Origin of the sequence: Enterococcus sp. DIV1283b (assembly GCF_051710965.1) — a bacterium.
Classification (GTDB): domain Bacteria; phylum Bacillota; class Bacilli; order Lactobacillales; family Enterococcaceae; genus Enterococcus_B; species Enterococcus_B lactis.
On the sequence record NZ_JBIOLR010000001.1, the window covers coordinates 1,045,169 to 1,071,225 of the forward strand.

Sequence of the window (26,057 nt, forward strand, 5' to 3'; positions counted from 1 at the left end):
TTTAGAAATCGCTGTCTGTTTCAATTATTTTCCTCCTATTTTTATATAAAGTCTTCTTTTGTTGTATAACAAAGAAAATTTTATCGTTATAATTAAAAATGTAAAAACGGTTACAAAAAAGGAGAAACTAATGGATGAAAAACAATTAAAGCAACTAGCCGATTCCTTGACAATAAAAGAAAAAATCGCACAAACAGTCCAGTTGAACGGCGACTTGTTTACTGATAGTGATGTGATGAATACTGGACCAACAAAGGAGTTAGGTTTTCCTGATGATTTTGATTTAAGTCAGATTGGTTCCATTTATAATATCAATGAACCCGAAAAGCTAAAAAAAATCCAAACAAAAATAATGGAAGAAAGTAGTAAAAAAATCCCGCTCCTCTTTATGTCAGATGTTATTTATGGTTTTCGCACCATTTTTCCTATCCCACTAGCACAAGCGGGATCGTATGATTTTGATTTGATCCAAAAAGCTGCACAAGAAACAGCAAAAGAAAGTTACTTAAGCGGATTACATGTTCTATTTTCACCCATGCTTGATTTAGTAAGAGATCCTCGTTGGGGACGGGTGATGGAGTCTCCAGGAGAGGATGTATATACTGCAAAAGAGTTTGCTAAACACGCTGTCCAAGGATACCAAGGAGACAATCTCCAATTGATTGACAAATACCGTGTTGGTGCATGTATCAAGCATTTTGCAGGATATGGTGCCCCAGAAGCTGGAAGGGAATACAATACCGTCGATATGTCCAACCAACGTCTTTTAAATGAATACCTTGCTCCTTATCAAGCGGCAGTTGAAGCCAACTGTTTACTAGTCATGACCGCATTCAATGTGTTGAATGGTGTGCCTTCTACCGGTAATCGCTGGCTGAACCGGGAGATTCTTCGAAAGAGATTCGGCTTTAACGGTGTACTGGTCTCTGATTATGCGGCTATTGAAGAGTTGCAAGTACATGGCTACACGAAAGATCAAGCAGACTCAGCTAAAAAGGCGTTAGAAGCCGGTGTGGATTTGGATATGATGACGTCTGTCTATGCCAATTCTTTAGAAAAATTAGCAGAAGAAAACAAAGAAATCTTACAATTGTTGGATGAGGCAGTATGGCGAATCTTAGTCTTGAAGAACAAACTTGGATTATTTGAAGATCCGTATCGAGGACTCGAAGAAGAGAACACAGGAGAAATCTTGACGGAAGAATCGAAAGAAGTAGCAGTCAAGCTAGTCGAAAAGAGTTGTGTCCTCTTGAAGAATGACGACACACTACCATTAAAAAAACATCAGAAAATCGCAGTTATCGGACCTTACGGCAAAAGTCGCCTGACAATTGGGTTCTGGGCCTCTGTAAGTGGTAAACCACAAGATAGTATCCCACTCAAAGATGGACTAGAACAGCATTTTTCAAAAGAACAGCTGCTATTTGCAAAAGGATTCAACCTATTTGATTCCTATGAACCATTTGGACCGTTAAAAGCCGGAATTGAACAACTGAATGGAACGATTGAGGACGAGGAAACGTTAATCCAAGAAGCATTGGAAACTGCTGAAAAATCTGACGTGATTTTGCTGACGATTGGTGAACAATTTTTAGAAAGTGGAGAAGGAGCTTCTAAAACCAACCTTCGATTACCTGAAAAGCAAAAACGTTTGATCAAAGCGTTAGCAGCGTTGGATAAACCAATCGTAGGGATTTTATATACCGGACGTCCGCTGGTCCTAACAGAGATCGAACCTTATTTTTCTAGTTTGCTGCTCGTTTGGTATCCTGGAACGATGGGAGGCATCGGTATTGCTAATCTTCTTGCAGGGGAAGCAGTGCCAAGTGCTCGACTTAGTATGACATTCCCACGGAGTGAGGGGCAGATCCCAATCTATTATGCACATGCTTCAACTGGCCGACCTTTAGAAATAAGTACGCATTCGACCCGTTTTGTGTCTAAGTATATTGATGAATCCAATGAGCCGCTGTTTGCATTTGGTGCCGGGAAAACATATGGAAAAGTCGAAGCAAACTGGCAGGAGATACAGGATCAAGAAGAACAGCTGCAATTTGTTTATGAAGCAGTTAATCATTCAGCAATACCAATAGAAACAGTTATCCACATTTATGTAAAAGACAAGACAGCCTCTATTGTGCAACCAGTCAAACGGTTGATTGCGAGTCAAGTCGTTTCCATACACGCAGATGAGAAAAAATTGATTAACTATACAGTATCAAAAGAAGCACTTATGTTTTATAACAATCAAGGGGGAAAAATTTGGGAGTCTGGCGAATTTACTTTTTCTCTCTCGACAGTAGATTCAGAAGAGGACCGTACAATTCAATTATAAAAAAGGAGAAGAAAGATGGAAAAATTAGAACAGTTTTTAAGCAGCAGACTATTGCCGATGTCGGAGAAATTACAAAAGAACAAAGTGTTAGCCGCATTGATGGAAGGGTTTATCCGAACAAGCCCAATTACATTAGGGATTGCCTTCATTACGATTATTGGAAATTTCCCATTTCCTGGCTGGATCGATTTTTTGAAAAATGTGGGGATTTTTCCTCATGTGGAAGCAATCACTAATGGTGCTACAGGTGTTTTCTCGTTGTATGTCGTATACAGTTTAGCTTTCTCTTATGCAAAACAATTAGGGACTAATGAACGGAATGCATCCATCATCTCTTTGGCAAGTTTCATTATGCTGATGCCGCAATCCGTTATGACAACTGTCACACAAGATGGGAAAGCAGTCGAACAAGCTGTCGGTGCGTTGCGATTGGATTATCTGGGCGGTCAAGGATTGTTTATCGGTATGCTTGTCGCTTTGCTCATTACCCGTTTTTATGCCTTCTTAGCTAAGAAAAATATTATGATCAAATTACCGGAAAGTGTGCCGCCGATGGTCACACAATCTTTGTCACCAGTATTTGTCGTTACGATCATTTTTGTTGTTGTATTTGCTTTGCGAGTATTATTTGGATTAACACAGTCAGGAACGATTTTCCAATTCTTTATTGATGTAATCAATGCCCCATTGAACTCTTTAGTAGCAAGTCCGTTATCAATCATCATTATCATGGAATTATTAGCTGTTTTATGGTTCTTCGGTATCCACAATGCTGTTTTGCAAGGACCTTTAGGCGCAATCAGTATGACGATGGTCGTTGGGAACATTGCTGCCTTCCAAGAAGGAAAAGCATTACCCTATTTAGTTCCATCTGTTATCTACATGGGGATGTACGCAGCTGGCTTCATGGGATTCGTGACATTTTTCATGATTAAAAGCAAGTCAGCCAAAATGCGACAGTTAGGTAAATTATCTTTTGTTCCATCCTTATTCAATGTGACAGAACCATTGATGTTTGGGATGCCGATCATCTTGAATCCGATTTTCTTTATTCCACAAATCTTTACACAATTGATTGCAGGATTCGTTACTTGGGGATTAACTACTACCATATTGCCGATTTCGTTGAATCCGACTATGTCACTATTACCTTGGACAACTCCTACATTTGTGAAGATGCCTTTATCAGGCGGATTGAACTACACGATCCTGATGGTTATTTGTATGGCAATCGGTGTGGTGATGTGGTACCCATTCATTAAGATCGCAGATAAGAAAGAACTAGAGTTAGAAGCGGCGCTGGAAAAAGAAGAAGCAGAAACGAAAGCAGAAAAAATCATCAATGCAGAAGTCGAAGCATAATGAAGGGGAAAAGCATGTGGACCTTAAGTATAGATATCGGTGGAACGTATATCAAGTCAGCTTTAATAATGGATACGCAAATAAGAGAAAAAAGACAAATAGAGACACCAAAAACAGATAAGGACAATTTTATCCTTGCCCTTGTCGAATTGATCCGTTCTTATCAGCAGCTCGAACCCATTGAATTTGTCGGATTTTCTGTTCCTGGTGCGGTGAAAGAAGCGTCAACCGTCTTTTTTGGTGGAGCAGTCGCATGCCTGAATGAAGTCAATTTAAAGCAAGAAATAGAAAAACAGCTGCCTGTTCGTGTGTTTGTAGAAAATGATGCGAAAGCTGCTGTATTGGGAGAAGCAAGTTTCGGTCATTTAAAAGGGATTGAAAATGGTGCAGGAATTATTCTAGGAACAGGCGTCGGCGTTGGTCTTTTGCTAGATGGGCAGGTGAGAAAAGGGCCGCATTGTCAAACTGGAGAAGTTAGTTTCTTGATACAAGATCGTGGGATAAATGGGGCTGAGTCATTTGCAGGGATCAATTTGTCAGCTGTTCGATTAGTAGAAGAACTGGCAAAATTATTTCAGTGTGAACCAGAAGGACCTCTTGTATTTGATTATCTATATCAAAAAGAAGATGAACAAGCACAAACTTTATATCGCACATACTGCAATCAAGTAGCGATTCTCTGTTTCAATATCCAATGTTTGTTGGATTTGGACAAAATGATTATTGGCGGTGGAATCAGCAAACAAAAAAGGCTGATCAGTGATATCCAGAAAAACTATGAAGCCATCTTTTCTGTGTCGCCGATGATCGAACAAACGATTACGAAAATGACGATAGAAGCTGCCGCCTTTGAGTCTGAAGCAAATCTGATCGGTGCAGCGAAAGGAGTACGATTGAATGAGATTTCCAACTGATTTTTTATGGGGAGCTTCCACTAGTGCGTATCAGACAGAGGGAGCTTGGGATGCAGACGGTAAAGCGCCGTCTGTTCAAGATATGAAAGAAGTACCTGACGGAACAAGTGATTTCAAAGTGGCGGTAGATCATTACCATCGTTTTGAGGAAGATGTTCGTTTATTTAAAGAGCTAGGGTTAAAAGCTTATCGGTTCTCGATTTCTTGGAGTAGAGTCATGTCCAATGGAAAGGTTAATCCAAAAGGGCTGGAGTTTTATAAGAAACTCATTGCATTATTGAAGGAAAATGAGATCGAGCCGATCGTGACGGTGTTCCATTTTGATTTGCCCTATGAGATCCATGAAAATGGAGGCTGGGAAAATAGGGCGACGATCCAAGCTTTCGCTGATTACTGCCAGCTGCTTTTTGACACATTCGGTCAAGAAGTAAACTATTGGCAAACAATCAATGAACAAAATGTCATGGCTTTAGCTGGATCGATCATTGGTACAAGTAATAAATCAATGAAAGAAAAGTTTCAAGAAAACCATCATATGCTCGTTGCTCAAGCCCTAGTCACGAAAAATTATCATGATGGGAATTATCCAGGAAAGATTGGTCCTGCGCCGAACATTGCCAGTGTATATGCTGCTTCTGATAAACCAGAAGACCAGTTGGCTGCAATGAATATGAGTGCTTTAAGAAACTGGTTGTTTTTAGATGCTGCGGTTTATGGTGTCTATAACCATAATGCCTGGAACATTTTGTCAAAAATCAATGCCTGTCCTGAAGTAACAGAAGAAGACAAAAAAATCATGTTAGAAGGTACATGCGATTATATCGCTTTTAATTATTACAATACCATGACTGTGTCAGCCTATTATCAAAAAGAGAACAAGATCGATCAGCAATCTGGCTTTGGTATCCCCGGCTTCTTTCAAGCGACAACGAATCCACATTTGCCAATGACTGAATTCGGCTGGCCAATCGATCCAGAAGGGTTCCGTTATACGTTAAATGAGATCTATTCAAGATATCGTCTGCCGTTATTGATAACCGAAAACGGAATAGGAGCAAAAGATCAATTAACAGAAGATGGAAAAATCCATGACAAGTATCGCATCGACTACTTGAAACAGCATATCCAGCAAATGTATCTAGCAATGGAAGATGGTGTAGAGGTGATCGGTTATTGTCCGTGGAGCGCGATCGATTTGATCAGCACCCATGAAGGAATCGAAAAAAGATACGGTTTTATTTATGTTGATCGAACAGACGATTCTTTGAAGACGCTGGATCGTTATAAAAAGGATAGCTTTTATTGGTACCAAAAATTGATTGCTGAAAATGGATTAAACGAAGAGGAGTAAGCCTATGCAGATCGATACGATGACTATTGACAACGAAGCCAATACGACTCTAACGGTTTATCTTCATGAAGAAAAGCCCGAATTTCACCGTATTGACAAACGTCCGTTCATACTAGTGATTCCAGGAGGAGGGTACGGATTTTGCAGTGAAAGAGAAGCAGAGCCGATTGCATTGAAATTTGCTGCTGAAGGCTATCATGCGGGTGTGCTGCGCTATCACGTTGGAGAACACCGTGATTTCCACAAAGCACTGGCGGATGCAGAAAAAAGCATGGATCTGATTGCCTTACTAGCTGAAAAAGCAAAAATTGATCAAACCAAAATTGCAGTGATCGGTTTTTCAGCCGGTGGGCATTTAGCAGCCGCTTTGTCTACTTTGTCCGATCGAAACCCAAGTGCTTGTATCCTTGCTTATCCAGCCATCTTAAGCTCCTTTGCAGAAGCGATGAAGATCCAGGCTCCTTCTTTGGAAACGTGTGTGACACCGCAAACGCCACCTACTTTTTTGTTTTCTACATTCGAAGATAATGTGGTGCCCATCGAGAATTCTCTTTTGTATTTGAGAGCGTTAGAAGAAAACGATGTACCTTTTGAAACACACATTTTTCAAAAAGGAAAGCACGGATTATCATTAGGAAATAAGTGGAGTGGAAATAGTGAAGAGATGGTGGACCCTCGATTTGCCAAGTGGTTTGAGCTTTGTATCGAGTGGCTGGAAATCATTTGGGCACAAGCAGCTGTAGAAACTACACAAAAAATAGAAGACATTTGGCAAGTACCGATCAAAAATTTATACGCCATTGAAGCCAATCAATCGATCTTACTTGAACATCTGCCATTTTTAGCCGATAGAAGTAGGTTCAAAATCATTCGAAGTTTGTCCTTCAACCAGCTGTGTGAGGTTTCGCCAGAGAAATTTCCAAAAACAAAGATCAGTCAATGGGTAAATGAATTGACTTGGTACCGTTGAACTTTCCTATCAAAGAATCGATACTCGGAGGAAACAAATGAAATATGAAATAGTCAAAAAGAACAATCGGTTCTATTTTCTTATGGATGAAAAACCCTGTCTTCTCTTAGGCGGAGAAGTGCATAATTCAGCAGCTTCTACGGTGCTTTCTATGGAAAAAAATATTTGGCCATTTGTGAATAATCTCGGATTGAACACCCTGCTTGTACCTGTTTATTGGGAAAATATCGAGACAAGTCCGGGAATATTCAACTTTGATTTGATAGAAGCCCAGTTACAAAAAGCAGCTGAAAGTAAGGTCATGTTGGTTTTTCTATGGTTCGGTTTATGGAAAAACGGTTTATCTACTTATGTTCCTTCATGGATCAAGACAGACACAGAAAATTATTTTAGAGTAGTCAACCAAAAGCAAGAGCAGTTAAACTGTATCTCACCGTTTTGCACGAAAGCAATTGAAGCAGATTGCCGCGCATTATCTAGCCTATGTCAATTTATCAGTCAGCATCCGCTGAAAGATCAAGTATGCATGATGCAGATCCAAAACGAGGTCGGCTGTCTTGAAACGGCAAGGGATCACTCTAGAAAAGCACAGCAAATATATGAATCCACACTTCCAGAAAGAATCAGAGAATTATATCCTAGAGCAATAAACTGGCAAGAACTTCCAGAGGAAACATTCATGGCCTACGCCTTTAGTCATGCACTGGAAAAGATGGCAGTAGAGGCAAAAAAATGGTTAGATATCCCGTTGTTCACCAATGCTTGGCTGCATAAAGAAGGAAAAAGCGCGGGCGACTATCCTAGCGGTGGGCCTACAAAAAATGTATTAAACGTATGGGCAAAAAATGCACCTAGCTTAACGGCTTTTGCTCCAGACATCTATGAAGAAAATGTTCGGGAAATCATTCAAGATTATCAAATGATTGATCAACCCCTTTTCATACCAGAAACAAGAAAAGATCTAAGCTATCTATCCAATTGTTTCTATGCATTTGGGCAAGGAGCACTTTTGTATTCTCCTTTTGGAATCGAAGATCTTCGAAAAAGTACGGAAGCTATAATAGACGAGGATCAGGCTTTCTTGAAACAGTTAGGATTAGACCAAGCGGCTTTTGATCCGACAGGAAGTTTGCCTTATTTTACTAAGTGTTATCAAATAATCAAAGAACTAACCCCATTTTTAACGGATGAAACACTCAAGATCCATTCTTTTAAAAAGGAAAAGGACACGACGTATCAGTATCAAGATGAAAATTACCGATTTTTGATCAAATATTTAAGTAAAGACAAGAAAGAGCAGCTGAACACTGCCGGTCTCTTTTTTCATTTAGAAAATGATTATTTTTTTGCTGGGTGCAACTTTGCGCTATTCCACGAAGCAGTAGATGAAGAGCTGCGTTCAGAAATTTTGAATTTTGAAGAAGGATACTTTGAAGGAAAAAAATGGATCACAGAGCGTGTTTTGAATGGGGATGAGCGCTATACGCCGTATATCGGTAATATGCCTAAAATTATTAAATTCTCTTTATATACCTATCCGAAAAAAGAACAGGAGGTTGTCCATGAATATCTTGCTGACGAACGAAACCTTTAAACCATCTACAAGTATGCTTGCCCAAGAACCGGAACCACTCGAAAACCTATCTGTTTATCGAAATAGTACAACCGCATTTCAGTTATTGCTACATGATGGGAAGAAAAACCATTACAGCTTAGACAATCAATTTACGATCCCGGATGCGATTGAAATACCTATATACCGGATAGAGATCAACTCGGAACTGCCAATCAAATCGAATTTTATTGAATATTATTGCGGAAAAGACGATATTTTCTATGGGGATAAACTGTTGGAAGAAAATGCACATACTTATCCTGGTGATCGCTTTGCTCCTATTTATGTAGAAATCCCGATTGATCATCAACAAAAATCCGGCATCTATCCGATAGATATCACGATTTATCAAGCAGGGATAACGACAAAAGAAACAGTCATCGGACAGAAACGATTAGAAGTAACTGTAGAAGCCTTTACGTTCAGTGATAAAGTAACTGATTCTTTCCATTTAGACATTTGGCAGCAACCTTCTAATCTTTCTCGTACATTCCAAGTGCCTCTTTGGAGTAATCAACATTTTGAACTGATTCAGACAATGGCTTCAACCTTAGCTGAGTTAGGCCAAAAAACGATTACAGTCATTGCAGGAGAGATTCCTTGGAAAGGATGGTTCAATTATATTGTCAAAGATTTCCCAGCTAACTTGTATGAATACTCAATGGTCAAAGTCCTCAAAACAAAAGAAGGAAATATCCAGTGTGATTTTTCAATTTTGGATAAGTATTTAGCTTGTTTTTTTGAAGCAGGGATCGATAAAGAAATCGATGTGTTCGGCCTTTTAGGTGTTTGGCAGCCGCCCTTCTTTCCTTTGAATAAAGCAGTAGAACATCCAGAAAAACTTGTGATCCGTTATTATGATGAGGAAATGCAGCAAATGGCATTCATCGAAAAACAAGAAGAGCTCAGACAATATTTCCAGCAATTGTTTACCTATTTCAAGAAAAAGAACATCTGGGACAAAGTTCGTCTCATGGCAGATGAGCCAAAAGCACACGAAATCGATACGTTTAAAGAAGCTGTCAAACGTCTAAAAGAAATCGAACCAACGTTGCAGTTGAAAGTGGCATTTGACAAGGAACCAGTCTTACAAGCCTTGATTTCAGAAATCGACTATCCAGTCACATCTTTTTATTGTACTTGTCAAAACCATGGATGGCTGAAGGAACAATTTCCTGGAAAAACACAATACTACATCTGTAATTATCCAGATAAACCAAATACATTCTTACACAGTCCCTTGACAGAAAGCCGGTTACAAGGCGTATTAGCTTATTATTTTGGAACGGATGGTCTGCTGAGGTGGGCATATAACTGTTGGCCGGAACATGCAAGAGAAGATATCCGTTACAATACCAGTTCACTTCCAATTGGTGATTTGTGCTTAGTCTATCCATCTGTCTCTGGCAGCCTGCTCTTGTCTCTTCGCTATAAAGAACTGTATCGTGGTGTAGAAGATTTTTACCTGCTAAAAGAAGCGGAGAAAATAAACAAAACAAAAACAGACCAGCTTCTAGCAGATTTTCTTGGAGAGGAAAAGCCAGAAAATTGGATGGAAAACAGCCATCAGTCTGTGCAAACATTATTCAATCAATCGTATCGTCAATTCGATCAGTTAAGAAAGAAATTGATCGCAATTATCACAGATACTTCTCTTTAATCAAGTAAGAGTGAATGAAAAGCATGACCTGCATGTTGCAGGTCATGCTTTTTGTTTTTAACCGAAATTGGAAAGAATCTGTCGTAAAAATATTTCCAGCACAGCGAGTTTTGTAAATCTTTGTTTAAAGCGATTTAGGACTAGCCAGCCGAAAAGAGCCGAAGAACCTTGTTGCTGCTTAGATAAACTTTTTGAATAGAGAAATCACGTGTTTACATAGTTTTTACAATCTTTATTTGAATTAAGAAGGATACAAATTAGAACTTTACAAATAGAAGGTACACTAAAGATGTAGCAAATAAATAAAAGGAGCATAAGATATGTTTGAGTTGAAAAAAATAGAAAAAACAATGGTGCGTATAGTATTAATAGCAACTCTAATAGTGTTAGCAGGTTGTCGTTCATCTAATCAGACAGTAAGTGGTAATCAAAACCAATCCTCTGATACGATCAAAATTGCTTTTTACCCTAATGAATCCGCTGCAGAGTTTGAACCGGCAAGAGAAGCGGTAAAAGCGGTGATTGAAAAAGCTACAGATAAGAAAGTCGAATTAGTGACAAGTACAGATTACAACGTGGTCGTGGAATCTATTGCAAATGGACAAGTAGACTTAGCTTATATGGGTGCAGAAGGTTATATCGAAGCAAACAAGAAAAATGAGCAAGTAGAAGCCATCTTGACCAATTCTGGGCCAAGCGGAACGCTGGAAGACGCGTTATATTACAGCTTTTTAGCGGTGAAACCAGAAAACAGCAAAGAGTATGAAGAAACAGGTGGCTATACGATTGATCCAATCAAAGACAAAACGATTTCTTTTGTCACGAATACCTCAACTTCTGGTTTTACTGTACCGAGCAACAAAATCGCTGAACATTTTGATTTAAAGAATACAGATGATCTTATCATGGATGGTCTATTCTTTGAAAAAGTGTTGTTTGGTGGGTCTCATCAAGGATCGATGATCAATTTATTAAAAGGTGACGCGGATGTAGCTGCTTTTATGAATATGCCACAATATTTTGATGTGATCCAAGGAGAAAAAAACAAGGCAGGAGTCATTTACGAAGTAAAAAAAGATGCTCAAGCTCCTTTTGACACAGTGCAAGGGGAACAAGCACAAGTCATTCTTTCCATACCGGTCTTGAATGGACCAATTGCAGCAAACAAAGAGACGTTGTCTGAAGCAGATATCGATAAAATCATCGAAGGAATGACTGCCGATAGTACGGCTGAAGACACAGCTATTTTTGCACCAAAAGATACTGATGTCCCAGGGATGTTCGCAAAAGAAGGAAATGAGCGATATGTGGAAGTCACAGATGACTTTTACGATGAAATCAAAGAAATGAATAAATAAGAAGAGATTGGAAAGGACAGCCAAATGCTATTAGAAGTAAAAAATATTACAAAAACCTATCCAAACGGAAATCAAGCATTGCAGGACATTTCATTCTCACTTGAAAAAGGAGAATTTGTTTCAATCATCGGACCTTCTGGGGCGGGGAAATCTACTATCTTGCGTACGATCAATCGATTGATCGAAGCAGATAGTGGGAGGATCAGATTTGAGGAGAGGGAAATGAATGAACTGAAAAGAAAAGAACTGCGAAAGAAAAGAAGACGTATTGGTATGATTTTCCAGCACTATAATCTTGTCAGTCGTCTTACCGTAATCGAAAATGTACTGCATGGCTGCTTAGGTTATAAAACAACGCTCGGTGGAGCTGCTGGGCTTTATCGAGAAGCAGAAAAAGAACAGGCTTTTGATCTTATAGAAAAGGTCGATCTTTCGGCATTTGCGTACACTCGATGTGACGAATTAAGTGGTGGACAAAAACAGCGGGTCGGAATCGCCAGAGCACTCATGCAAAATCCGGCACTGATCTTATGTGATGAACCAATAGCTTCTCTTGACCCAAAATCTGCTAAAACGATCATGGATTACTTAAAAAGAATAACCAATGAATTGGCGATTACTTGCCTTGTCAACTTGCATCAAGTAGAAACAGCCATCGATTATTCCGATAGGATCATAGGAGTGAATAGCGGAAAAATCGTATTTGAAGGAAGACCGTCTGAGTTAACAAAAGAAAAAATAGAAACGATCTACCAATCTAAAAAATTATTAGTGTAAAGGATGAGAGAATGGAAAAGATAGAGGCAGAAAAATTTTTCAGACAACAAAAAAGATATCGCTTGTTTTATATTTTGCTGATTGCTTTTCTTTGTTTTATTTCAGCCCATGGCGTTGGATTTCAGGCAGGAACAGCTTTTTCTGCTATACCAAAAAGTTTTACCTGGCTATTCTCCAACTTTATTCCGACAAATGATTCTCTAGCCTATTTATCGATCATCGTGTCTAGACTCATCCAGACGATACTGATGGCAGTGACTGCTACGACATCAGGTGCTGTAATTGCCTTGATAGCGGCTGTAATTGGTTCAAGAGAAATCGGGTTGAATCGTTTTACAAAAGTGTTGGCTAGAGGCATGGCAAGTTTTTTCAGAAATGTCCCTATCGTCGTATGGGCAATGATTTTGTTGCTAAGTTTCAAACAAAACGAATTTACCGGCTATTTGGCGATTACTTTTACGACATTTGGTTATTTGACCCGTTCCTTCATGGAAACGATCGATGAAGTATCTGGAAGCGTCATTGAGGCGATGATGGCATCAGGAGCTTCCTATTTGCAAATCATTTGGCAAGGTGTTTTGCCAATGTGTTTGAATCAGCTCCTTAGCTGGCTCCTTTTTCTAATTGAAAATAATATTCGGGATGCTACGCTAGTCGGGATACTGACAGGAACTGGTATTGGTTTTTTATTTGACTTTTATTACAAAAGATTCCAATACGATGTAGTCGGAATGGTTACGCTGACTGTCATTATCGCAGTTATCGTATTGGAGACGACTTCGAATACAGTAAGGAGGATGATCCGCTGATGATGGATTATCAGACAAATGAAACGAATGCCATACTTAATCAAACCTCTTATTCGAAAGTGGCATTTAGGAAAAGAAATCAAAGAATAAAAGTAAAACTATGGCGTCAAGAACGGATCATTGTAAAGCTTATGCTCCTATTTTTATGTTTGGTTTCTGTATATACGGTAATCACGATGGATTACGGGAATGTCAAATTAACAGAAGCAGTTTCTGCTTTTTTTTCCAATATGTTCAATATTTTCTTACGTCCACAGTTATCTGGAAGATTTACGGCGTTCTCTTTAGTAGAAAGCCTTGGTGTAACGATTGGCCTATCTGTTTTAACAACGGTGATTGGTGCTTTTCTTGCCTTCTTTCTTAGTCTGTTAGCTTCCAGAAATTTAAGCAGCGGCTTTCTTTCCAATATGATAAGAGGGATGATGTCGTTTATTCGAGCAGTTCCCACAATTTTGTGGGTCATGATTTTTTCTATTTTGATCGGATTAGGAGCGAATGCTGCAGTTATCGGGATGTCTTTTCACAGTATTGCTTATTTGACAAAAGTTTATTCTGAAAGTATCGAAGAAATGGAATCTGGTATGATTGAAAGTTTGAAAGCATGTGGAGCAAGCTGGTGGCAGATTGTTTTTCAAAGTGTTCTCCCTAATTGTTTTACGACGTTGCTTTCTTGGACATTCATCCGGTTTGAAATCAATTTTACAAATGCGATCGCAGTAGGAGCTGCAGCTGGTGCAGGAGGATTAGGCTTTCAGTTGACGATGGCTAGTAACTTTTATTTTGATTTTCGAGAGATTGGTGTAATGGTCTATATGATCTTGACGATTGCTGTATTGCTAGAATTCATTTCTTTGAAATTAAAAGAAAAATATATAGTCAAAACATAAATTTTTATAGAAAGAGGAGAACGGGAATGAAGGCAGATTTACATGTGCACAGCTGCTATTCGAATGGTTTTTTTCATCCAAAAGAGCTTTTGTCTTTAGCAACAACCCAAGAAGTAAACCATTTAGCCATCGTGGATCATCATACATTCGCAGGGATAGAAGCAGTAAAAGAAGTATTCTATGATTCACCTGTTAATTTGATTGAAGGAATCGAAATTAGTGCCTTTGACTTGAAAAGACAAAAAGATGTCCGCATATTGGGCTATAATATTTCAAATCGGAGCTATATCGAGCAGTTGTGCAGACCGTTACTCCATTTTCAAACAAATCAAACTTTATGTAAGTTAAAAAAACTGCAGGCAGAAGGCTATCGTTTGAAGGAAGAAGAACTTTGGAAGGAAGCAGAGACGGCAACTGCACTTTATCCCTGTCATTTATATCGTTTATTGAAAAAAAGAGGTTATGGTACACAAATGAATCCTCTGTTTTATCAAAAACTCATGACGACAGAAGAAGTTTCTGATGATCGGAAAAAAATAAATGTATATGATGCCATAGAAGCAATCAAATACGGCGGAGGATTGACTGTTTTAGCATGTCCAGGGAAATTTGACAACTATGATTTGATCCCTGAACTCGCTTCATTCGGGATTGATGGTTTGGAGAAATATCATCCAGCTCATCGCTTAAGAGACCTTAAAGTCCTTTCAGAGTTCATCCAAACCTATCACTTTTCTTGTTTCGGAGGTTCCGATTTTCATGGGATAAGGGGAACTGCAGGATTCGGCAGGACCTTGATTACAGATACGCGAGAATTTCCCGACCAACTACTCTGTAATTGAAAAACAATTTTTCAGAAAAATATCAAAAGATGATTACAGTAAGTAAGGATAGTGATATAATAACCACAATTACGTATGAGGGGATTGTGAACAATGATCAACTTTGCTTTATCACAGATCCAAGATTTGCCTAGAATCGTAGAAATTTATAACCAAGCGATTCCTACTCGCTTATCTACAGCTGATTTAGAACCAGTAACAATAGAATCTAGACAGGCATGGTTTGATGCTCATCAAACCAAAGAACGCCCGTTGTGGGTCATAAAGATCGATCAAAATATCGTAGGATGGGTGAGCCTTAGCGATTTTTACGGGAGACCAGCTTATGCAAATACTGCAGAGATAAGTATTTATATTGATTCAACTTATCGAAAACATGGCTTAGGACAAAAAGCATTATCCTTTGCTGAATCGCAACTGAAAGATTGTAAGATCGACACACTTTTAGCTTTTGTGTTTACTATCAATCAAGCGAGCATCAAGCTGTTCCAAAAAAATGGATTTGAGCAATGGGGGCATTTACCTAAAGTTGCAAATATGGATAATCAACTGATTGATTTAACTATCTTAGGAAAATCTTATGAATAACAGCCAATGACCGCTTTTAAGTGTTTTTTTTACACTTGAAAGCGGTCATTACCATAGAAGGTTTCAAGTGAAAAGTGTAAAGTGTGGATAAATTTTTTGAATTATCACAGTATTCAATCAAAATACAGTAAAAAATAGACATGTTTATCTCATACGCCATTCTTTTTTCATTTATCCTAGTATCAATGGGAAATAGCAGAAAATTCTAAAGAAATGAGAGCCCTTTATTTTAGTTTGAGTGTTATCGAATGTTGATTTTAAAATAACTAACGATGATAGAGCAATAAAGTAGCGATAAAGTAGTAAGAAATTTGTTTTTTGAGAAATTCTGCGAAAATAAGGGTTAAAGGAAGAATGGGTATGTCAAAACGGTCTTTTTTAGTTATTGGAATTATTGCTTTGCTAGGTATTTTATTTTTCGAAGTCACTTCGGTCGCCTCCTTGATCAGCGAAGAGAAAGGACAAGTAACTTCATCGGAACGCTCGTCACAATCTTTCAAACAATCAGAACAATCAACGAATAAAAACAAGTCGACTGAAACAGCTAGCGTCAATGAATCCACTCAAAAGTCAGTGGAATCGGCACAAAGTCAAACAACTGAACCAGAACCAACACAAGAAAGTACAGAAGCTGTCCAAGATCCAACTGTCAAAAGTGTTGCTATCAGTTTTGATGATGGCCCAGGAGCGACCACGACACCACAGCTGTTGCAAATACTTAAAGAAAAAAACGTACACGCCACTTTTTTTGTTTTAGGAGAAAATACGGCGCAACATCCTGAAATTGTAAAGCAGACAGCTGAAGCAGGACACGAGATTGGCAATCACACGGATGATCATCAGGATCTGGCGACGCTTTCTGCCCAGACGATCACAGAAGAAGTGACAAAAGCAGACATTGAGATCAAAAAAGCCACTGGTAAAACCCCCACTTTCGTTCGTCCGCCCTATGGTTCGATCACAAGTGTAGGAGCAAGTGTTATCCAGCGGCCAATCATCGAATGGTCGGTCGATTCAGAAGATTGGAAGACAAGAAATCCTGATTTGATTTTGCAGAAGATCCAAGCAACAGTATACGATGGTGCAATTATTTTATTCCATGATATTTATCCTGAAACGATTCGTGCCGTTCCTCAAGTGATCGATTATCTGCAAGAGCAAGGGTATCGCATCATGACAGTGGGCGATTTATTAGGACATCCAATGACTGTCGAGAACTATTATGGCAGAAACGATCATCGGCCAGTCCAGTAAATAAATTATTTTTCGGAGTAGCTACTTCTGAAATATCGCTTTTATCAAGAGGTTGTGACAAAATTTTGTCACAACCTTTTTTGAATTTTTCTAAAGTATAGGATTTAGATACAAATCAGATAGATTTTGCTTCTATCCTTAACAGCAAAGGAGGAGAGTACAAATGTACAAAATATTAAAAGTCATATCTATTTTTCTATTGATGTTTATTATAGCAGCAGGCGCTTATGGTGTAAGCGAATATATGAAATTGCAAAACTTGTCTGAGGTTTCAAAGAAAACAGCAGCCAACATGAATGTGAAATATACAGCTGATGCAGCCACACATTTACCGGATCGGTTCAATGTACTGCTATTAGGTGTAGATACTGGAGAATTTGGTAGGACAGAAAAAGGAAGATCGGATTCGATGATTGCTGCCCATGTTGATCTTAAAAATGAGACAGTAAAACTTATCAGTCTAGAACGAGATACTTATGTTCAAATCGCAGGACATAATAGTTTTGATAAATTAAATGCCGCTTATGCTTATGGAGGAGAACAAACAGCTATACAAACGACAGAGAACATGCTTCATACTACTATTCCCTACTATATGACAATGAATATGAAGGGGCTAGAGAGTATGCTAAGTATTGTTGGCGATATTGAAGTGGTCAATGATTTTGCTTTCAACTTTGACCATTATGATTTTCCAAAAGGCTCCCTTACGTTATCTCCAGAAGAAGCACTTGCATGGTCAAGAATGAGATATGATGATCCTAATGGTGATTATGGGAGGCAAATACGACAGCAAAAAGTGATTAAAGCAATCATGCAGAAGCTGTTGACTGTGGAATCCATACCTAAAATAGACAAAATTATCAATGTTCTGGGGAACAATATGAAAACAAATTTACCTTTGGGAGAATTATTTAAATTATATTTAACAAAGAATACCCAATTTAAAATGAGTATGGATCAATTAAAAGGAGAAGAAGAAATAATTGACGGTATCTCTTACCAAAAAATGACTGACACAGAAATCAAACGAATCAGTCAGCAATTACAGTAAAGCAGGAGAGAGGCACATGATTAAAAAAAGTTTGATAACCCTTGGGACAATCGTCCTTCTAATAGGGATTACAGGTGGAAGCGTCTATATGACGAACAGAGTCTTCATGCCCTCAACGAACGAAAGTAAAACAATAGAAAATACTGAGAGTTCTAGGAAACAAGAACGAACAGAATGGCAAAGTTCCAATTCTATCAGTCGGACGATCACCACAAAGGAACAGCAAGCAAAAAATGAAAAAAATAAAGAAACAGAAGATACAAAGGAATCATCAAAGACCGTTGCTCTTACCTTCGATGATGGACCTAATCCCTCCACTACCCCAAAACTTTTAGAGATTTTAGAACAAAAAAACGTACACGCCACTTTTTTTGTTCTAGGGGAAAATGTTTCCCAAAACGAACAGCTTTTACAAAAGGAGGTGCAAGAAGGTCATCAAATCGGCAGTCATACTTTTTCTCATAAGGATTTAGCTGGTCTATCTGACCAAGAAATCAGTGAGGAAATCACTCAAACAGATAACGCTATTTTGAAAGTAATCGGTAAAAAGCCAGCCTATGTCCGACCTCCGTATGGCTCTATTACAAAAAAAGGAGCAGCAATCATTCATCGACCAATGATCGAGTGGTCTGTTGATTCTCAAGATTGGCAATCCAGACAAAAGGAAAAAATTTTACAGCAAGTAAAAAGTACAGTATATGATGGCGCCATCATATTACTACATGATATCTATCCTGAGACCGTAGATGCTGTTCCTGTATTGATTGATGAATTAAAAAAAGAAGGATATACTTTTACGACAATCAGCGATTTGCTAGATAATCCATCAAAAATAGAAAATTATTATGGGCGCAATGATCACCGACCCGCTTAGTCTAAAAAAGGAGAGATGTCCAATGATTCAAAAGCAGATGTATTTTATTAGAGGATATTACATTTTGCTGCTGCTCGTACTTTATCTTTCTTTTTATGAAAAAAGTGTTTTTTATTTATTTTTTACTAATACGATTCTGGCATATATCCCGATTGAATTAGCAAGATGGGTAAAAGTCAGCAGCTCCAAACTAGTCTCTCTCGTGCTGATCTTATTCTGGCTACTGTTTTTTCCAAATAACTTTTATTTGTTCACCGATTTATTCCATCTGTCTTTGCTTTCACCTTACGATCCATCTACTATGATGATAAGCATGAAGATGGAAATTTGGTATAAATTATTGCTAGTCGTTCTTTCTGTTTTCCCAACCACATTTTTCGGTTGTGAAAGCTTATGGATGGTTACCAATGTAATTGTCAAAAAAATCGGAATAGGCGTCTATCAATGGTTAGTTATCAGCGTCGTCTTGTTTATCAATGCTATAGGGATTTACTTCGGTCGCTTTTTAAGATTGAACAGTACGGATGTCTTCACTGACAGCAAGGAAACGTTCATGAGATTCGTTGAAGCATTTACCAAAATAGACGGTCCATCTTTTTTGTTGATCGTACTCATCTTTTTCTTTTCGCTGATATTCGTGTATATTTATAGGTTAGGGATCAAATTTGCTCTATTGGCAGAAAGAGAGGAACTATATGAAGATACTAGTAGTAGAAGATAATCCTGCGATCAACAAACTTTTAGTTCGTACGTTAGAAAAAAATGGTTATACAGTCTATTCGGTATTCACAGGTAAAGAAGCAGCCGATATCATTGAGCAACAGGAATTTGATTTGGTTTTGCTAGATATCATGCTTCCTGAAATCGATGGTTATGAAGTATTTGCGTATATGCGGGAATATGATCTTCCTGTCATTTTCTTGACAGCCAAAGATCAGCTTTCTGATCGAGTCAGTGGCTTAAGATCAGGTGCTGAAGATTATATAACAAAGCCATTTGATCTGGAAGAATTACTAGCACGAGTGGAAGTTGTTCTTCGAAGAAATGGAAAAAACAACTCCAATAAATTACTGAGATGGCAGTATATCGAAATCAATGAAAAAACAAGAGCTGTCACTGCAAGAAACCAAGCTGTTTCTTTGACTCCTAAAGAATATGAATTACTTCTTTACTTAATTAGAAACAAAGGGATTATTCTGCCAAGAGAGAAAATCTATCAAAAAATCTGGGGAAGGGAAGAAGAGCCCAACTCTAGAACGCTTGATTTACACATTCAAAGAATCAGAAATAAATTACAATTAGGACAGGATTTGCGTACGATTTATGGTGTAGGTTACCTATTGGAGGGATGAACTTGAAATATACGAGTAAAGTTTTCTTTTCATTATTATTCTTCTTTTTACTCATTTATTTGGTGGTCAGTGGTTTTACACTGCATGCGATTTACCAGCGCACAGTTTCTCAAGAAAAAGAAGTGCTAGTCAACCAGCAGAAAAATCTCTTATTGCTGTTGTCGACGAAAACAGACGGAGATGAAACAACAGATGAAATGAGAAAAAATAGTGAATTCGTAGCCGCAGCCAAAATCGGAGAGTTTGAGATTCTAGACAAAAAAGGCAAAACGGTTTTTACTACAAAGCCTACTTTGTTTGAAAAATACGAACCTCCAGAAGAGTTGTCTAATCGTACCGTGGAAATCAGCGACATGTCTACTGTTAAAAACAAACAGGTGCTTTATTCAACTTCAAAGATACCTGATACTGTCTATCGTTTAGCAACTTACCATCAAGCAAAAAACTATGAAGAAATCGTCAAAGATTCTCTTGTCTATTTTCGTCTGATCTTGCTCTTTTTACTTTTAGCCATTATTCCAGTCACTTATTTTCTAACAAGCATGATCTTGAAACCAATCAATCAGCTGATTTCCGTCGCCCAGCATATCACAGAAGGTAAGACGAAAGAACGGGCAATAGTCAATACTCAAGACGAGATTGGAAAATTAGGGAGCAGTTTGAACAATATGGCCGATAAATTGAGCCACGATCTAGAAACTCTCCGCCAGGCAAAGAAAAAGCAAGATTTATTCGTTTCTAGCTTTTCTCACGAAATTCGAACGCCGCTGACTTCCATTATTGGCTATGCTCAAATGTTGAAATGGGAAAAATTGGACCAATCAGCCGAAGAATCTGTCGATTATATCCTTGAAGAAAGCAACCGATTAAAACATCTGTCCAATGATATTTTGAAATTGATGGAACTGGAAAGAACAAGTGTCTCTCTTGAAGAAATCTCGACTAATGTGATTAGCGATGATCTAAACAAGTTTCTTAAAGGAATGAAACAAGGGTTTACTTATACCATCGAACTAGAACCTGCCAATATTTTGCTAGACCTCAATCTTTTCAAGCTATTAGCCATGAATATTTTGGCTAATTCATTAGAAGCTATAGCAGAAGATGGAACATTAGTGGTCAAAGGAATAAAGGAAGAAAAGCGCTATATTATGAAGTTTTCCGATAATGGTAGAGGGATACCAGCAGAAAATTTGTCTAAAGTAACAGATGAATTTTTTACAGGAAATCCTTCAAGAACAACGAAACATTTAGGGCTTGGATTAGCTTTGGTAAAGAAAATAACCGAATTGCATAATAGTTCTTTTGACATAGAAAGTACACTTGACACAGGGACGACGATCACGATCGATTTTGCTTTAGGAGGGGAAACAGATGAAAATTAAATTATATCTTCTTTCTGCTTTCTTTCTGGTATTCAGCGCAGGATTGTTTTTTTTACCAGATATTTTAGCGAGTAGCATTACTACAAAAGAACAAAGAACAGTAGATATTTCTTCTTTAAGTTCAGCTTCTTCCTCTATCGAAACGGCAATGAGCCAAGCACAATCCTTTTCTATCATGGAAGAATCAGATCAGAGCCAATTAGATATGGTCAATCGGCTACGAGAGGAATTAAATCAGCTATTTCAAAAGCTAGCCATGCCAAAAGAGCCAGTGATTGTTCAAGACTATGAAGTTTTGATTTCAGGGGACAGCGTATTTTGGCAAATGGAATTCCTTACGCAAACAGGCTATGGAACGGCAATCATTGATGAAACGAACAAAAAAGTCGTGCGGTTATCTTATTTTGATGAAGATAAAAATAATCGGGAGAAAAAACAAATCATAGACGATTACTTGAACTATCTTTCTTTAGCATCAGATAAGATCGAAGAAGATGGTGAGATGATTACTGTCACTTTGAAAAACGGACAGAAATTAAACTTTCTGATTGACGAGACACGATTGTTGCTGAATTATGCATGACCTTTTGTGAAATTGGTTGAAACTTTCAATTAAGAATGACAGTTTTTTATGTAAAATCTGTCATTCTTTTTCATTTTTTAAAACATATAGCTAAACAAATGAAATAAAACGTGCTATACTTCTGAATGAAACAGGTTTAGAAACTGTATCACTTGTTTGTGATTATTTCTAACTAATAATTAAAAATAAAGCATAAAAAGGACGATGTTCAATGGCTGAAAAAATGAAACAAGGTTCGAAATCTGTAGTAGAAAGTTTGATTAACCATCACGTTGATTATGTATTCGGTATACCAGGCGCAAAAATCGATGGTGTATTTAATGAATTAGAGGATCAAGGTCCTGAATTAATCGTAACTCGTCACGAACAAAATGCTGCATTTATGGCACAAGCAATCGGACGTATCACAGGAGAACCCGGGGTTGTTATCGCAACAAGTGGTCCAGGTGCTAGTAACTTAGCTACAGGTTTGGTAACAGCGACAGCAGAAGGAGACCCAGTTTTAGCAATTGCCGGGCAAGTAAAACGAAGCGATCTATTGAAGTTGACCCATCAAAGCATGGATAATGCAGCGCTGTTCCAGCCAATCACAAAATACAGTGCAGAAATCCAAGATCCGGAAACAATTTCAGAAGTGATTGCCAATGCTTATCGTATGGCTAAGAGCTCAAAAAAAGGAGCGAGTTTTATCAGCATTCCTCAAGACGTAGTGGATGCGCCAGTTCAAGGTAATATCATCAAGCCATTGAGTGATCCTAAATTAGGTTCTGCTTCTGCAGATGATATCCGTTATTTAGCCGAACGCATCAGGGAAGCAAAACTACCGGTGTTATTAGTAGGTATGCGGGGATCAAGTGAAAAAGAAACATTAGCTATCCGACAATTAGTTGAAAAGACAGCATTACCTGTTGTAGAGACATTCCAAGCAGCAGGAGTGATCTCGCGTGAATTAGAAGCGCATTTCTTTGGTCGTGTGGGATTGTTTAGAAACCAACCAGGCGATATGCTTTTGAAACGAAGCGACCTAGTCATCGCAATTGGCTATGATCCAATCGAATATGAAGCAAGAAACTGGAACGCAGAAAAAGATGCGCGGATCATTGTGATCGATGAAGCACCAGCTGAAATCGATCCGTTTATGCAGCCTGAAAGAGAGTTGATTGGCGATATCTCAGCTACTCTTGATTTATTGACAGGTTCATTAGAGCCTCAACAAGTGTCAGAAGATGCGAAAGAATATTTAGCATCTCTTCAAGCAAAACTAACGGAGCGGGATATTGTCCAATCAAAAGGAGAAGCAGGTATCTTGCATCCTTTAGAAGTCATCAACACACTTCAATCAAAAGTAACAGATGATATGACCGTTACCGTAGATGTAGGGAGTCATTATATTTGGATGGCACGCCACTTTAGAAGTTATGAACCCCGACATCTGTTATTCAGTAATGGTATGCAAACGCTTGGTGTAGCATTACCATGGGCAATTTCTGCTGCACTGGTACGTCCAAATACGCAAATCGTATCAGTTTCCGGAGATGGCGGATTTTTATTCTCTGCCCAGGATTTAGAAACGGCTGTACGTAAAAAATTGAATATCGTTCATTTGATTTGGAATGATGGACACTACAATATGGTAGAGTTCCAAGAAAAAATGAAATATCAACGGGCGTCAGGTGTAGACTTTGGTCCAGTTGATTTTGTGAAATATGCAGAAGCTTTTGGTGCTAAAGGAATCCGAGCTACAAGTGTAGAGGAATTAGAAAAAGCTTTAGAAGAAGGATTTGCGACAGAAGGACCCGTAATTATTGATATTCCGATCGATTACCGTGATAATGAGAAATTGGGAGAAACAATCTTACCAGATCAATTCTATTAAGGAAGTGTCGACATGACTGAAAAAATCTTATACCAGCACGGGACATTAGGAGCTTTGATGGCCGGCTTGATGGATGGAACAGAAACGATTGCTCATATATTGAAAAAAGGAACTCTGGGATTGGGAACATTGCATGGACTTGATGGTGAAGTCATCTTTTTAGATGGCGTAGCTTATCAAGGAAGATCAGATGGCTCAGTTGTCCAATTAGATGGAAGTGAACTTACCCCCTATGCAGCAATTACAGATTTTACGCCAGATACTAGTTTTTCTGTCTCAGAATCTGCAGATGGAGAACAATTGAAAAAAGACATCTTAGTAAAAGAAGATGGGGAAAATCTATTTTTAGCAGTGAAGATAACTGGATTATTCAAAAACATGCATATCCGTATCATGCCGAAACAAGAAAAACCTTATCGAAGACTAGCAAAAATTTCAGAGTCTCAACCAGAATTCCAACAAAGCAAGATTCATGGAACATTAGTCGGGTTCTTTACGCCTGAATTATTCCAAGGAGTTGCCGCAGCGGGATTTCATCTGCATTTTATCGATGATACACATACATTTGGCGGACATGTAATGGATTTTGAAGTAACTGAAGGAAACGTGGAAATCAACCGCATCTCTTCTCTTGTACAGCACTTTCCAGTTGATGATCCGACTTTTGTTCACGAAACGATTGATTATGCTGATTTAGCAGCAGAAATCCAACAAGCAGAATAAAAAAGACAGCGAGATGCGTTTAAGGTAAACAACCTAACGTATCTCGCTTTTTTGAGAAGCAAACCTAGCGTTTACCAAAAAACTGAGCTATAATCTTTTCCATAGATTAAAAAGGAGCGGTTTTTATCATGTGGACAGAAAAACAGAAAAAAGATGCATACGAAATTCTATTATTACAGCAACAAGGATTATTAGAAGCAGAAGATAATTGGTTAGCAAACTTAGCAAATTCATCTGCATTGTTGAATGAAACATTACCTGAGACCGTCTTTGCAGGATACTATTTATTTGATGGTAATGAATTGATTTTAGGACCGTTCCAAGGGCGAGTTTCCTGCACACGTATCAAGATGGGAAAAGGAGTTTGTGGAGAGTCAGCTGAAAAACAAGCGACATTGATCGTTGACGATGTCAAAAAACATGAAAATTATATTTCCTGTGATTCAGCCGCACAATCAGAAATCGTTGTACCAATGGTAAAAGAAGGTCATTTAATCGGTGTTTTAGATATCGATTGCGGAGTAACGAAAGGGTACGATGAAATCGATCAAGCATTTCTAGAAAAATATGTAGATCTTTTATTAGCAAATTTTAATATAAATGCTTTTTCATTTATTAATAATTAAAATTGACTATTGAAACAAAAAAGAAGAGAAATCAAAAATAAAAAGAGCCGGAAAGACAGTGGGCATATCTGTTTTTCGGTTTTTTTATTTTTTTATAAAATCACAAATGTTATTGGTTTTCATAATCATATTTTAATGGTATTATCATTTTAAATAATGAAAAACACATTAAGGATGGATGAAATATGAATAACGAAACTATCATTTTAGGGAAAAAATATATTTGCCAACCTATTGGCTTGAAACAAAAAGTGGTTGGAGAAGTAATCAGTAAATTAGAAAATTGTGTTGTGATCTGCGTAGACGAATATCATGACGTCGATCGCAATGAAATATTAGAAAAATGCGGAAAAGTAGTGGCAAAATACACTCACGTTTATGAGTTGGAAACGACAGAATATCTATATAATTACAGCAATAAATATGAACATACTTTAGTTTCATAAAGATTTTAAATAAAGTGCCTTCAAAAGCGAGGAGTCCAAGCTTTTGAAGGCACTTTATTTAGTTGGCGTTGTTTTTTATATGTCTCTTTTCTTTTTAAGCGGCACAATAATTGTAAATTTTCTTTAATTGATTCTCTATGCAACCTGAATCTAGTTCAGTATATAAAAACTAGTTTCGTTTGCTTCACTGTCAGAAATTCTCCTTCGCTTCTTTTAGATTATATATAAGGTATCTCTAAAGTCCTTTTGGTCTACTTCAACTACACGTTCGTATACTGTTAGGCATAATCTAACTAGACGGAGTGCTGGAGCATCTACTGTGTTGAATGTTGCTATTGCATGGCAGAATCTGATAGGCTCAACTATAGTTTCTTCTAGGAATTTTTCTGGAACTAGCAACGGCACCTTCACGAGTT

24 protein-coding genes are annotated in these 26,057 nt (G+C 38.0%); all 24 read left to right on the forward strand.

Features of this window, described 5'->3' with window-relative positions:
• The first annotated feature begins 130 nt into the window (after positions 1-130).
• The 24 genes from IGJ53_RS05000 (at position 131) to IGJ53_RS05115 (ending at position 25,641) form a co-directional block, all read left to right on the forward strand.
• Positions 131-2,335, forward strand: coding sequence for a glycoside hydrolase family 3 N-terminal domain-containing protein (locus IGJ53_RS05000; protein WP_010732255.1), 2,205 nt, complete (start codon positions 131-133; stop codon positions 2,333-2,335).
• 15 nt (positions 2,336-2,350) lie between these two features.
• On the forward strand, positions 2,351-3,697 hold the full coding sequence (locus IGJ53_RS05005; protein ID WP_002302944.1) for a PTS sugar transporter subunit IIC: 1,347 nt from the start codon (positions 2,351-2,353) through the stop codon (positions 3,695-3,697).
• On the forward strand, positions 3,697-4,611 hold the full coding sequence (locus IGJ53_RS05010; protein WP_311135324.1) for an ROK family protein: 915 nt from the start codon (positions 3,697-3,699) through the stop codon (positions 4,609-4,611). The genes IGJ53_RS05005 and IGJ53_RS05010 overlap by 1 nt, the downstream gene beginning before the upstream one ends.
• A complete protein-coding gene (locus tag IGJ53_RS05015; RefSeq protein ID WP_259742237.1) occupies positions 4,595-5,962 on the forward strand; it encodes a glycoside hydrolase family 1 protein in 1,368 nt (455 codons plus the stop codon). The genes IGJ53_RS05010 and IGJ53_RS05015 overlap by 17 nt, the downstream gene beginning before the upstream one ends.
• A gap of 4 nt (positions 5,963-5,966) precedes the next feature.
• Positions 5,967-6,932, forward strand: a complete 966-nt coding sequence (locus tag IGJ53_RS05020) for an alpha/beta hydrolase (protein ID WP_010732258.1) — start codon at positions 5,967-5,969, stop codon at positions 6,930-6,932.
• Positions 6,933-6,969: 37 nt separating this feature from the next.
• Positions 6,970-8,526, forward strand: coding sequence for a DUF5597 domain-containing protein (locus tag IGJ53_RS05025; protein ID WP_259742238.1), 1,557 nt, complete (start codon positions 6,970-6,972; stop codon positions 8,524-8,526).
• Complete coding sequence (locus IGJ53_RS05030; protein WP_010732260.1) at positions 8,495-10,207, forward strand: DUF4091 domain-containing protein; 1,713 nt, start codon at positions 8,495-8,497, stop codon at positions 10,205-10,207. Before IGJ53_RS05025 ends, IGJ53_RS05030 begins: the two co-directional genes overlap by 32 nt.
• A 320-nt stretch (positions 10,208-10,527) precedes the next feature.
• A complete protein-coding gene (locus tag IGJ53_RS05035) occupies positions 10,528-11,565 on the forward strand; it encodes a phosphate/phosphite/phosphonate ABC transporter substrate-binding protein (RefSeq protein ID WP_259742239.1) in 1,038 nt (345 codons plus the stop codon).
• A gap of 24 nt (positions 11,566-11,589) precedes the next feature.
• Positions 11,590-12,342, forward strand: coding sequence for a phosphonate ABC transporter ATP-binding protein (gene phnC, locus IGJ53_RS05040; protein ID WP_010732263.1), 753 nt, complete (start codon positions 11,590-11,592; stop codon positions 12,340-12,342).
• Positions 12,343-12,353: 11 nt separating this feature from the next.
• Positions 12,354-13,151, forward strand: a complete 798-nt coding sequence (locus IGJ53_RS05045) for a phosphate/phosphonate ABC transporter permease (RefSeq protein ID WP_010732264.1) — start codon at positions 12,354-12,356, stop codon at positions 13,149-13,151.
• Positions 13,151-14,038, forward strand: a complete 888-nt coding sequence (locus IGJ53_RS05050; RefSeq protein ID WP_010732265.1) for a PhnE/PtxC family ABC transporter permease — start codon at positions 13,151-13,153, stop codon at positions 14,036-14,038. Before IGJ53_RS05045 ends, IGJ53_RS05050 begins: the two co-directional genes overlap by 1 nt.
• Positions 14,039-14,064: 26 nt before the next feature.
• On the forward strand, positions 14,065-14,880 hold the full coding sequence (locus IGJ53_RS05055; protein ID WP_438749702.1) for a PHP domain-containing protein: 816 nt from the start codon (positions 14,065-14,067) through the stop codon (positions 14,878-14,880).
• A gap of 93 nt (positions 14,881-14,973) precedes the next feature.
• Complete coding sequence (locus tag IGJ53_RS05060; RefSeq protein WP_010732266.1) at positions 14,974-15,468, forward strand: GNAT family N-acetyltransferase; 495 nt, start codon at positions 14,974-14,976, stop codon at positions 15,466-15,468.
• Positions 15,469-15,828: 360 nt separating this feature from the next.
• On the forward strand, positions 15,829-16,722 hold the full coding sequence (locus IGJ53_RS05065; protein WP_010732267.1) for a polysaccharide deacetylase family protein: 894 nt from the start codon (positions 15,829-15,831) through the stop codon (positions 16,720-16,722).
• A gap of 163 nt (positions 16,723-16,885) precedes the next feature.
• On the forward strand, positions 16,886-17,776 hold the full coding sequence (locus IGJ53_RS05070) for an LCP family protein (protein WP_010732268.1): 891 nt from the start codon (positions 16,886-16,888) through the stop codon (positions 17,774-17,776).
• Positions 17,777-17,792: 16 nt separating this feature from the next.
• The gene (locus IGJ53_RS05075; protein ID WP_010732269.1) at positions 17,793-18,650 is read left to right on the forward strand and encodes a polysaccharide deacetylase family protein; all 858 of its coding nucleotides are present in this window, start codon (positions 17,793-17,795) and stop codon (positions 18,648-18,650) included.
• A 22-nt stretch (positions 18,651-18,672) separates the two neighbouring features.
• Positions 18,673-19,371, forward strand: a complete 699-nt coding sequence (locus IGJ53_RS05080) for a DUF1361 domain-containing protein (protein WP_010732270.1) — start codon at positions 18,673-18,675, stop codon at positions 19,369-19,371.
• The gene (locus tag IGJ53_RS05085) at positions 19,346-20,002 is read left to right on the forward strand and encodes a response regulator transcription factor (RefSeq protein WP_010732271.1); all 657 of its coding nucleotides are present in this window, start codon (positions 19,346-19,348) and stop codon (positions 20,000-20,002) included. The genes IGJ53_RS05080 and IGJ53_RS05085 overlap by 26 nt, the downstream gene beginning before the upstream one ends.
• The gene (locus IGJ53_RS05090) at positions 19,999-21,387 is read left to right on the forward strand and encodes a sensor histidine kinase (protein WP_010732272.1); all 1,389 of its coding nucleotides are present in this window, start codon (positions 19,999-20,001) and stop codon (positions 21,385-21,387) included. Before IGJ53_RS05085 ends, IGJ53_RS05090 begins: the two co-directional genes overlap by 4 nt.
• Positions 21,377-21,970: a hypothetical protein gene (locus IGJ53_RS05095; RefSeq protein WP_010732273.1), complete on the forward strand. Its 594-nt coding sequence runs from the start codon at positions 21,377-21,379 to the stop codon at positions 21,968-21,970. The genes IGJ53_RS05090 and IGJ53_RS05095 overlap by 11 nt, the downstream gene beginning before the upstream one ends.
• A 211-nt stretch (positions 21,971-22,181) precedes the next feature.
• Complete coding sequence (gene alsS / locus IGJ53_RS05100) at positions 22,182-23,846, forward strand: acetolactate synthase AlsS (protein WP_010732274.1); 1,665 nt, start codon at positions 22,182-22,184, stop codon at positions 23,844-23,846.
• Positions 23,847-23,858: 12 nt separating this feature from the next.
• Positions 23,859-24,569 (forward strand): acetolactate decarboxylase, encoded by a 711-nt coding sequence (gene budA, locus IGJ53_RS05105; RefSeq protein WP_438749707.1) that lies wholly within the window; start codon positions 23,859-23,861, stop codon positions 24,567-24,569.
• Positions 24,570-24,697: 128 nt separating this feature from the next.
• On the forward strand, positions 24,698-25,195 hold the full coding sequence (locus IGJ53_RS05110) for a GAF domain-containing protein (protein ID WP_002293167.1): 498 nt from the start codon (positions 24,698-24,700) through the stop codon (positions 25,193-25,195).
• 185 nt (positions 25,196-25,380) lie between these two features.
• Entirely contained in the window at positions 25,381-25,641 is a 261-nt protein-coding gene (locus tag IGJ53_RS05115) for a hypothetical protein (protein WP_002289617.1), read from the forward strand.
• Positions 25,642-26,057 lie beyond the last annotated feature (416 nt).

Coding starts and splice junctions, on each gene's coding strand:
- IGJ53_RS05020 (WP_010732258.1), top strand. CDS start 5,967: ATGCAGATCGATACGATGACTATTGACAACGAAGCCAATACGACTCTA.
- IGJ53_RS05055 (WP_438749702.1), top strand. CDS start 14,065: ATGAAGGCAGATTTACATGTGCACAGCTGCTATTCGAATGGTTTTTTT.
- IGJ53_RS05075 (WP_010732269.1), top strand. CDS start 17,793: ATGATTAAAAAAAGTTTGATAACCCTTGGGACAATCGTCCTTCTAATA.
- IGJ53_RS05115 (WP_002289617.1), top strand. CDS start 25,381: ATGAATAACGAAACTATCATTTTAGGGAAAAAATATATTTGCCAACCT.
- IGJ53_RS05060 (WP_010732266.1), top strand. CDS start 14,974: ATGATCAACTTTGCTTTATCACAGATCCAAGATTTGCCTAGAATCGTA.
- IGJ53_RS05065 (WP_010732267.1), top strand. CDS start 15,829: ATGTCAAAACGGTCTTTTTTAGTTATTGGAATTATTGCTTTGCTAGGT.
- IGJ53_RS05005 (WP_002302944.1), top strand. CDS start 2,351: ATGGAAAAATTAGAACAGTTTTTAAGCAGCAGACTATTGCCGATGTCG.
- IGJ53_RS05045 (WP_010732264.1), top strand. CDS start 12,354: ATGGAAAAGATAGAGGCAGAAAAATTTTTCAGACAACAAAAAAGATAT.
- IGJ53_RS05000 (WP_010732255.1), top strand. CDS start 131: ATGGATGAAAAACAATTAAAGCAACTAGCCGATTCCTTGACAATAAAA.
- alsS (WP_010732274.1), top strand. CDS start 22,182: ATGGCTGAAAAAATGAAACAAGGTTCGAAATCTGTAGTAGAAAGTTTG.
- IGJ53_RS05090 (WP_010732272.1), top strand. CDS start 19,999: ATGAACTTGAAATATACGAGTAAAGTTTTCTTTTCATTATTATTCTTC.
- IGJ53_RS05070 (WP_010732268.1), top strand. CDS start 16,886: ATGTACAAAATATTAAAAGTCATATCTATTTTTCTATTGATGTTTATT.
- IGJ53_RS05025 (WP_259742238.1), top strand. CDS start 6,970: ATGAAATATGAAATAGTCAAAAAGAACAATCGGTTCTATTTTCTTATG.
- IGJ53_RS05085 (WP_010732271.1), top strand. CDS start 19,346: ATGAAGATACTAGTAGTAGAAGATAATCCTGCGATCAACAAACTTTTA.
- IGJ53_RS05110 (WP_002293167.1), top strand. CDS start 24,698: ATGTGGACAGAAAAACAGAAAAAAGATGCATACGAAATTCTATTATTA.
- IGJ53_RS05030 (WP_010732260.1), top strand. CDS start 8,495: ATGAATATCTTGCTGACGAACGAAACCTTTAAACCATCTACAAGTATG.
- phnC (WP_010732263.1), top strand. CDS start 11,590: ATGCTATTAGAAGTAAAAAATATTACAAAAACCTATCCAAACGGAAAT.
- IGJ53_RS05080 (WP_010732270.1), top strand. CDS start 18,673: ATGATTCAAAAGCAGATGTATTTTATTAGAGGATATTACATTTTGCTG.
- IGJ53_RS05015 (WP_259742237.1), top strand. CDS start 4,595: ATGAGATTTCCAACTGATTTTTTATGGGGAGCTTCCACTAGTGCGTAT.
- IGJ53_RS05010 (WP_311135324.1), top strand. CDS start 3,697: ATGAAGGGGAAAAGCATGTGGACCTTAAGTATAGATATCGGTGGAACG.
- IGJ53_RS05050 (WP_010732265.1), top strand. CDS start 13,151: ATGATGGATTATCAGACAAATGAAACGAATGCCATACTTAATCAAACC.
- IGJ53_RS05035 (WP_259742239.1), top strand. CDS start 10,528: ATGTTTGAGTTGAAAAAAATAGAAAAAACAATGGTGCGTATAGTATTA.
- budA (WP_438749707.1), top strand. CDS start 23,859: ATGACTGAAAAAATCTTATACCAGCACGGGACATTAGGAGCTTTGATG.
- IGJ53_RS05095 (WP_010732273.1), top strand. CDS start 21,377: ATGAAAATTAAATTATATCTTCTTTCTGCTTTCTTTCTGGTATTCAGC.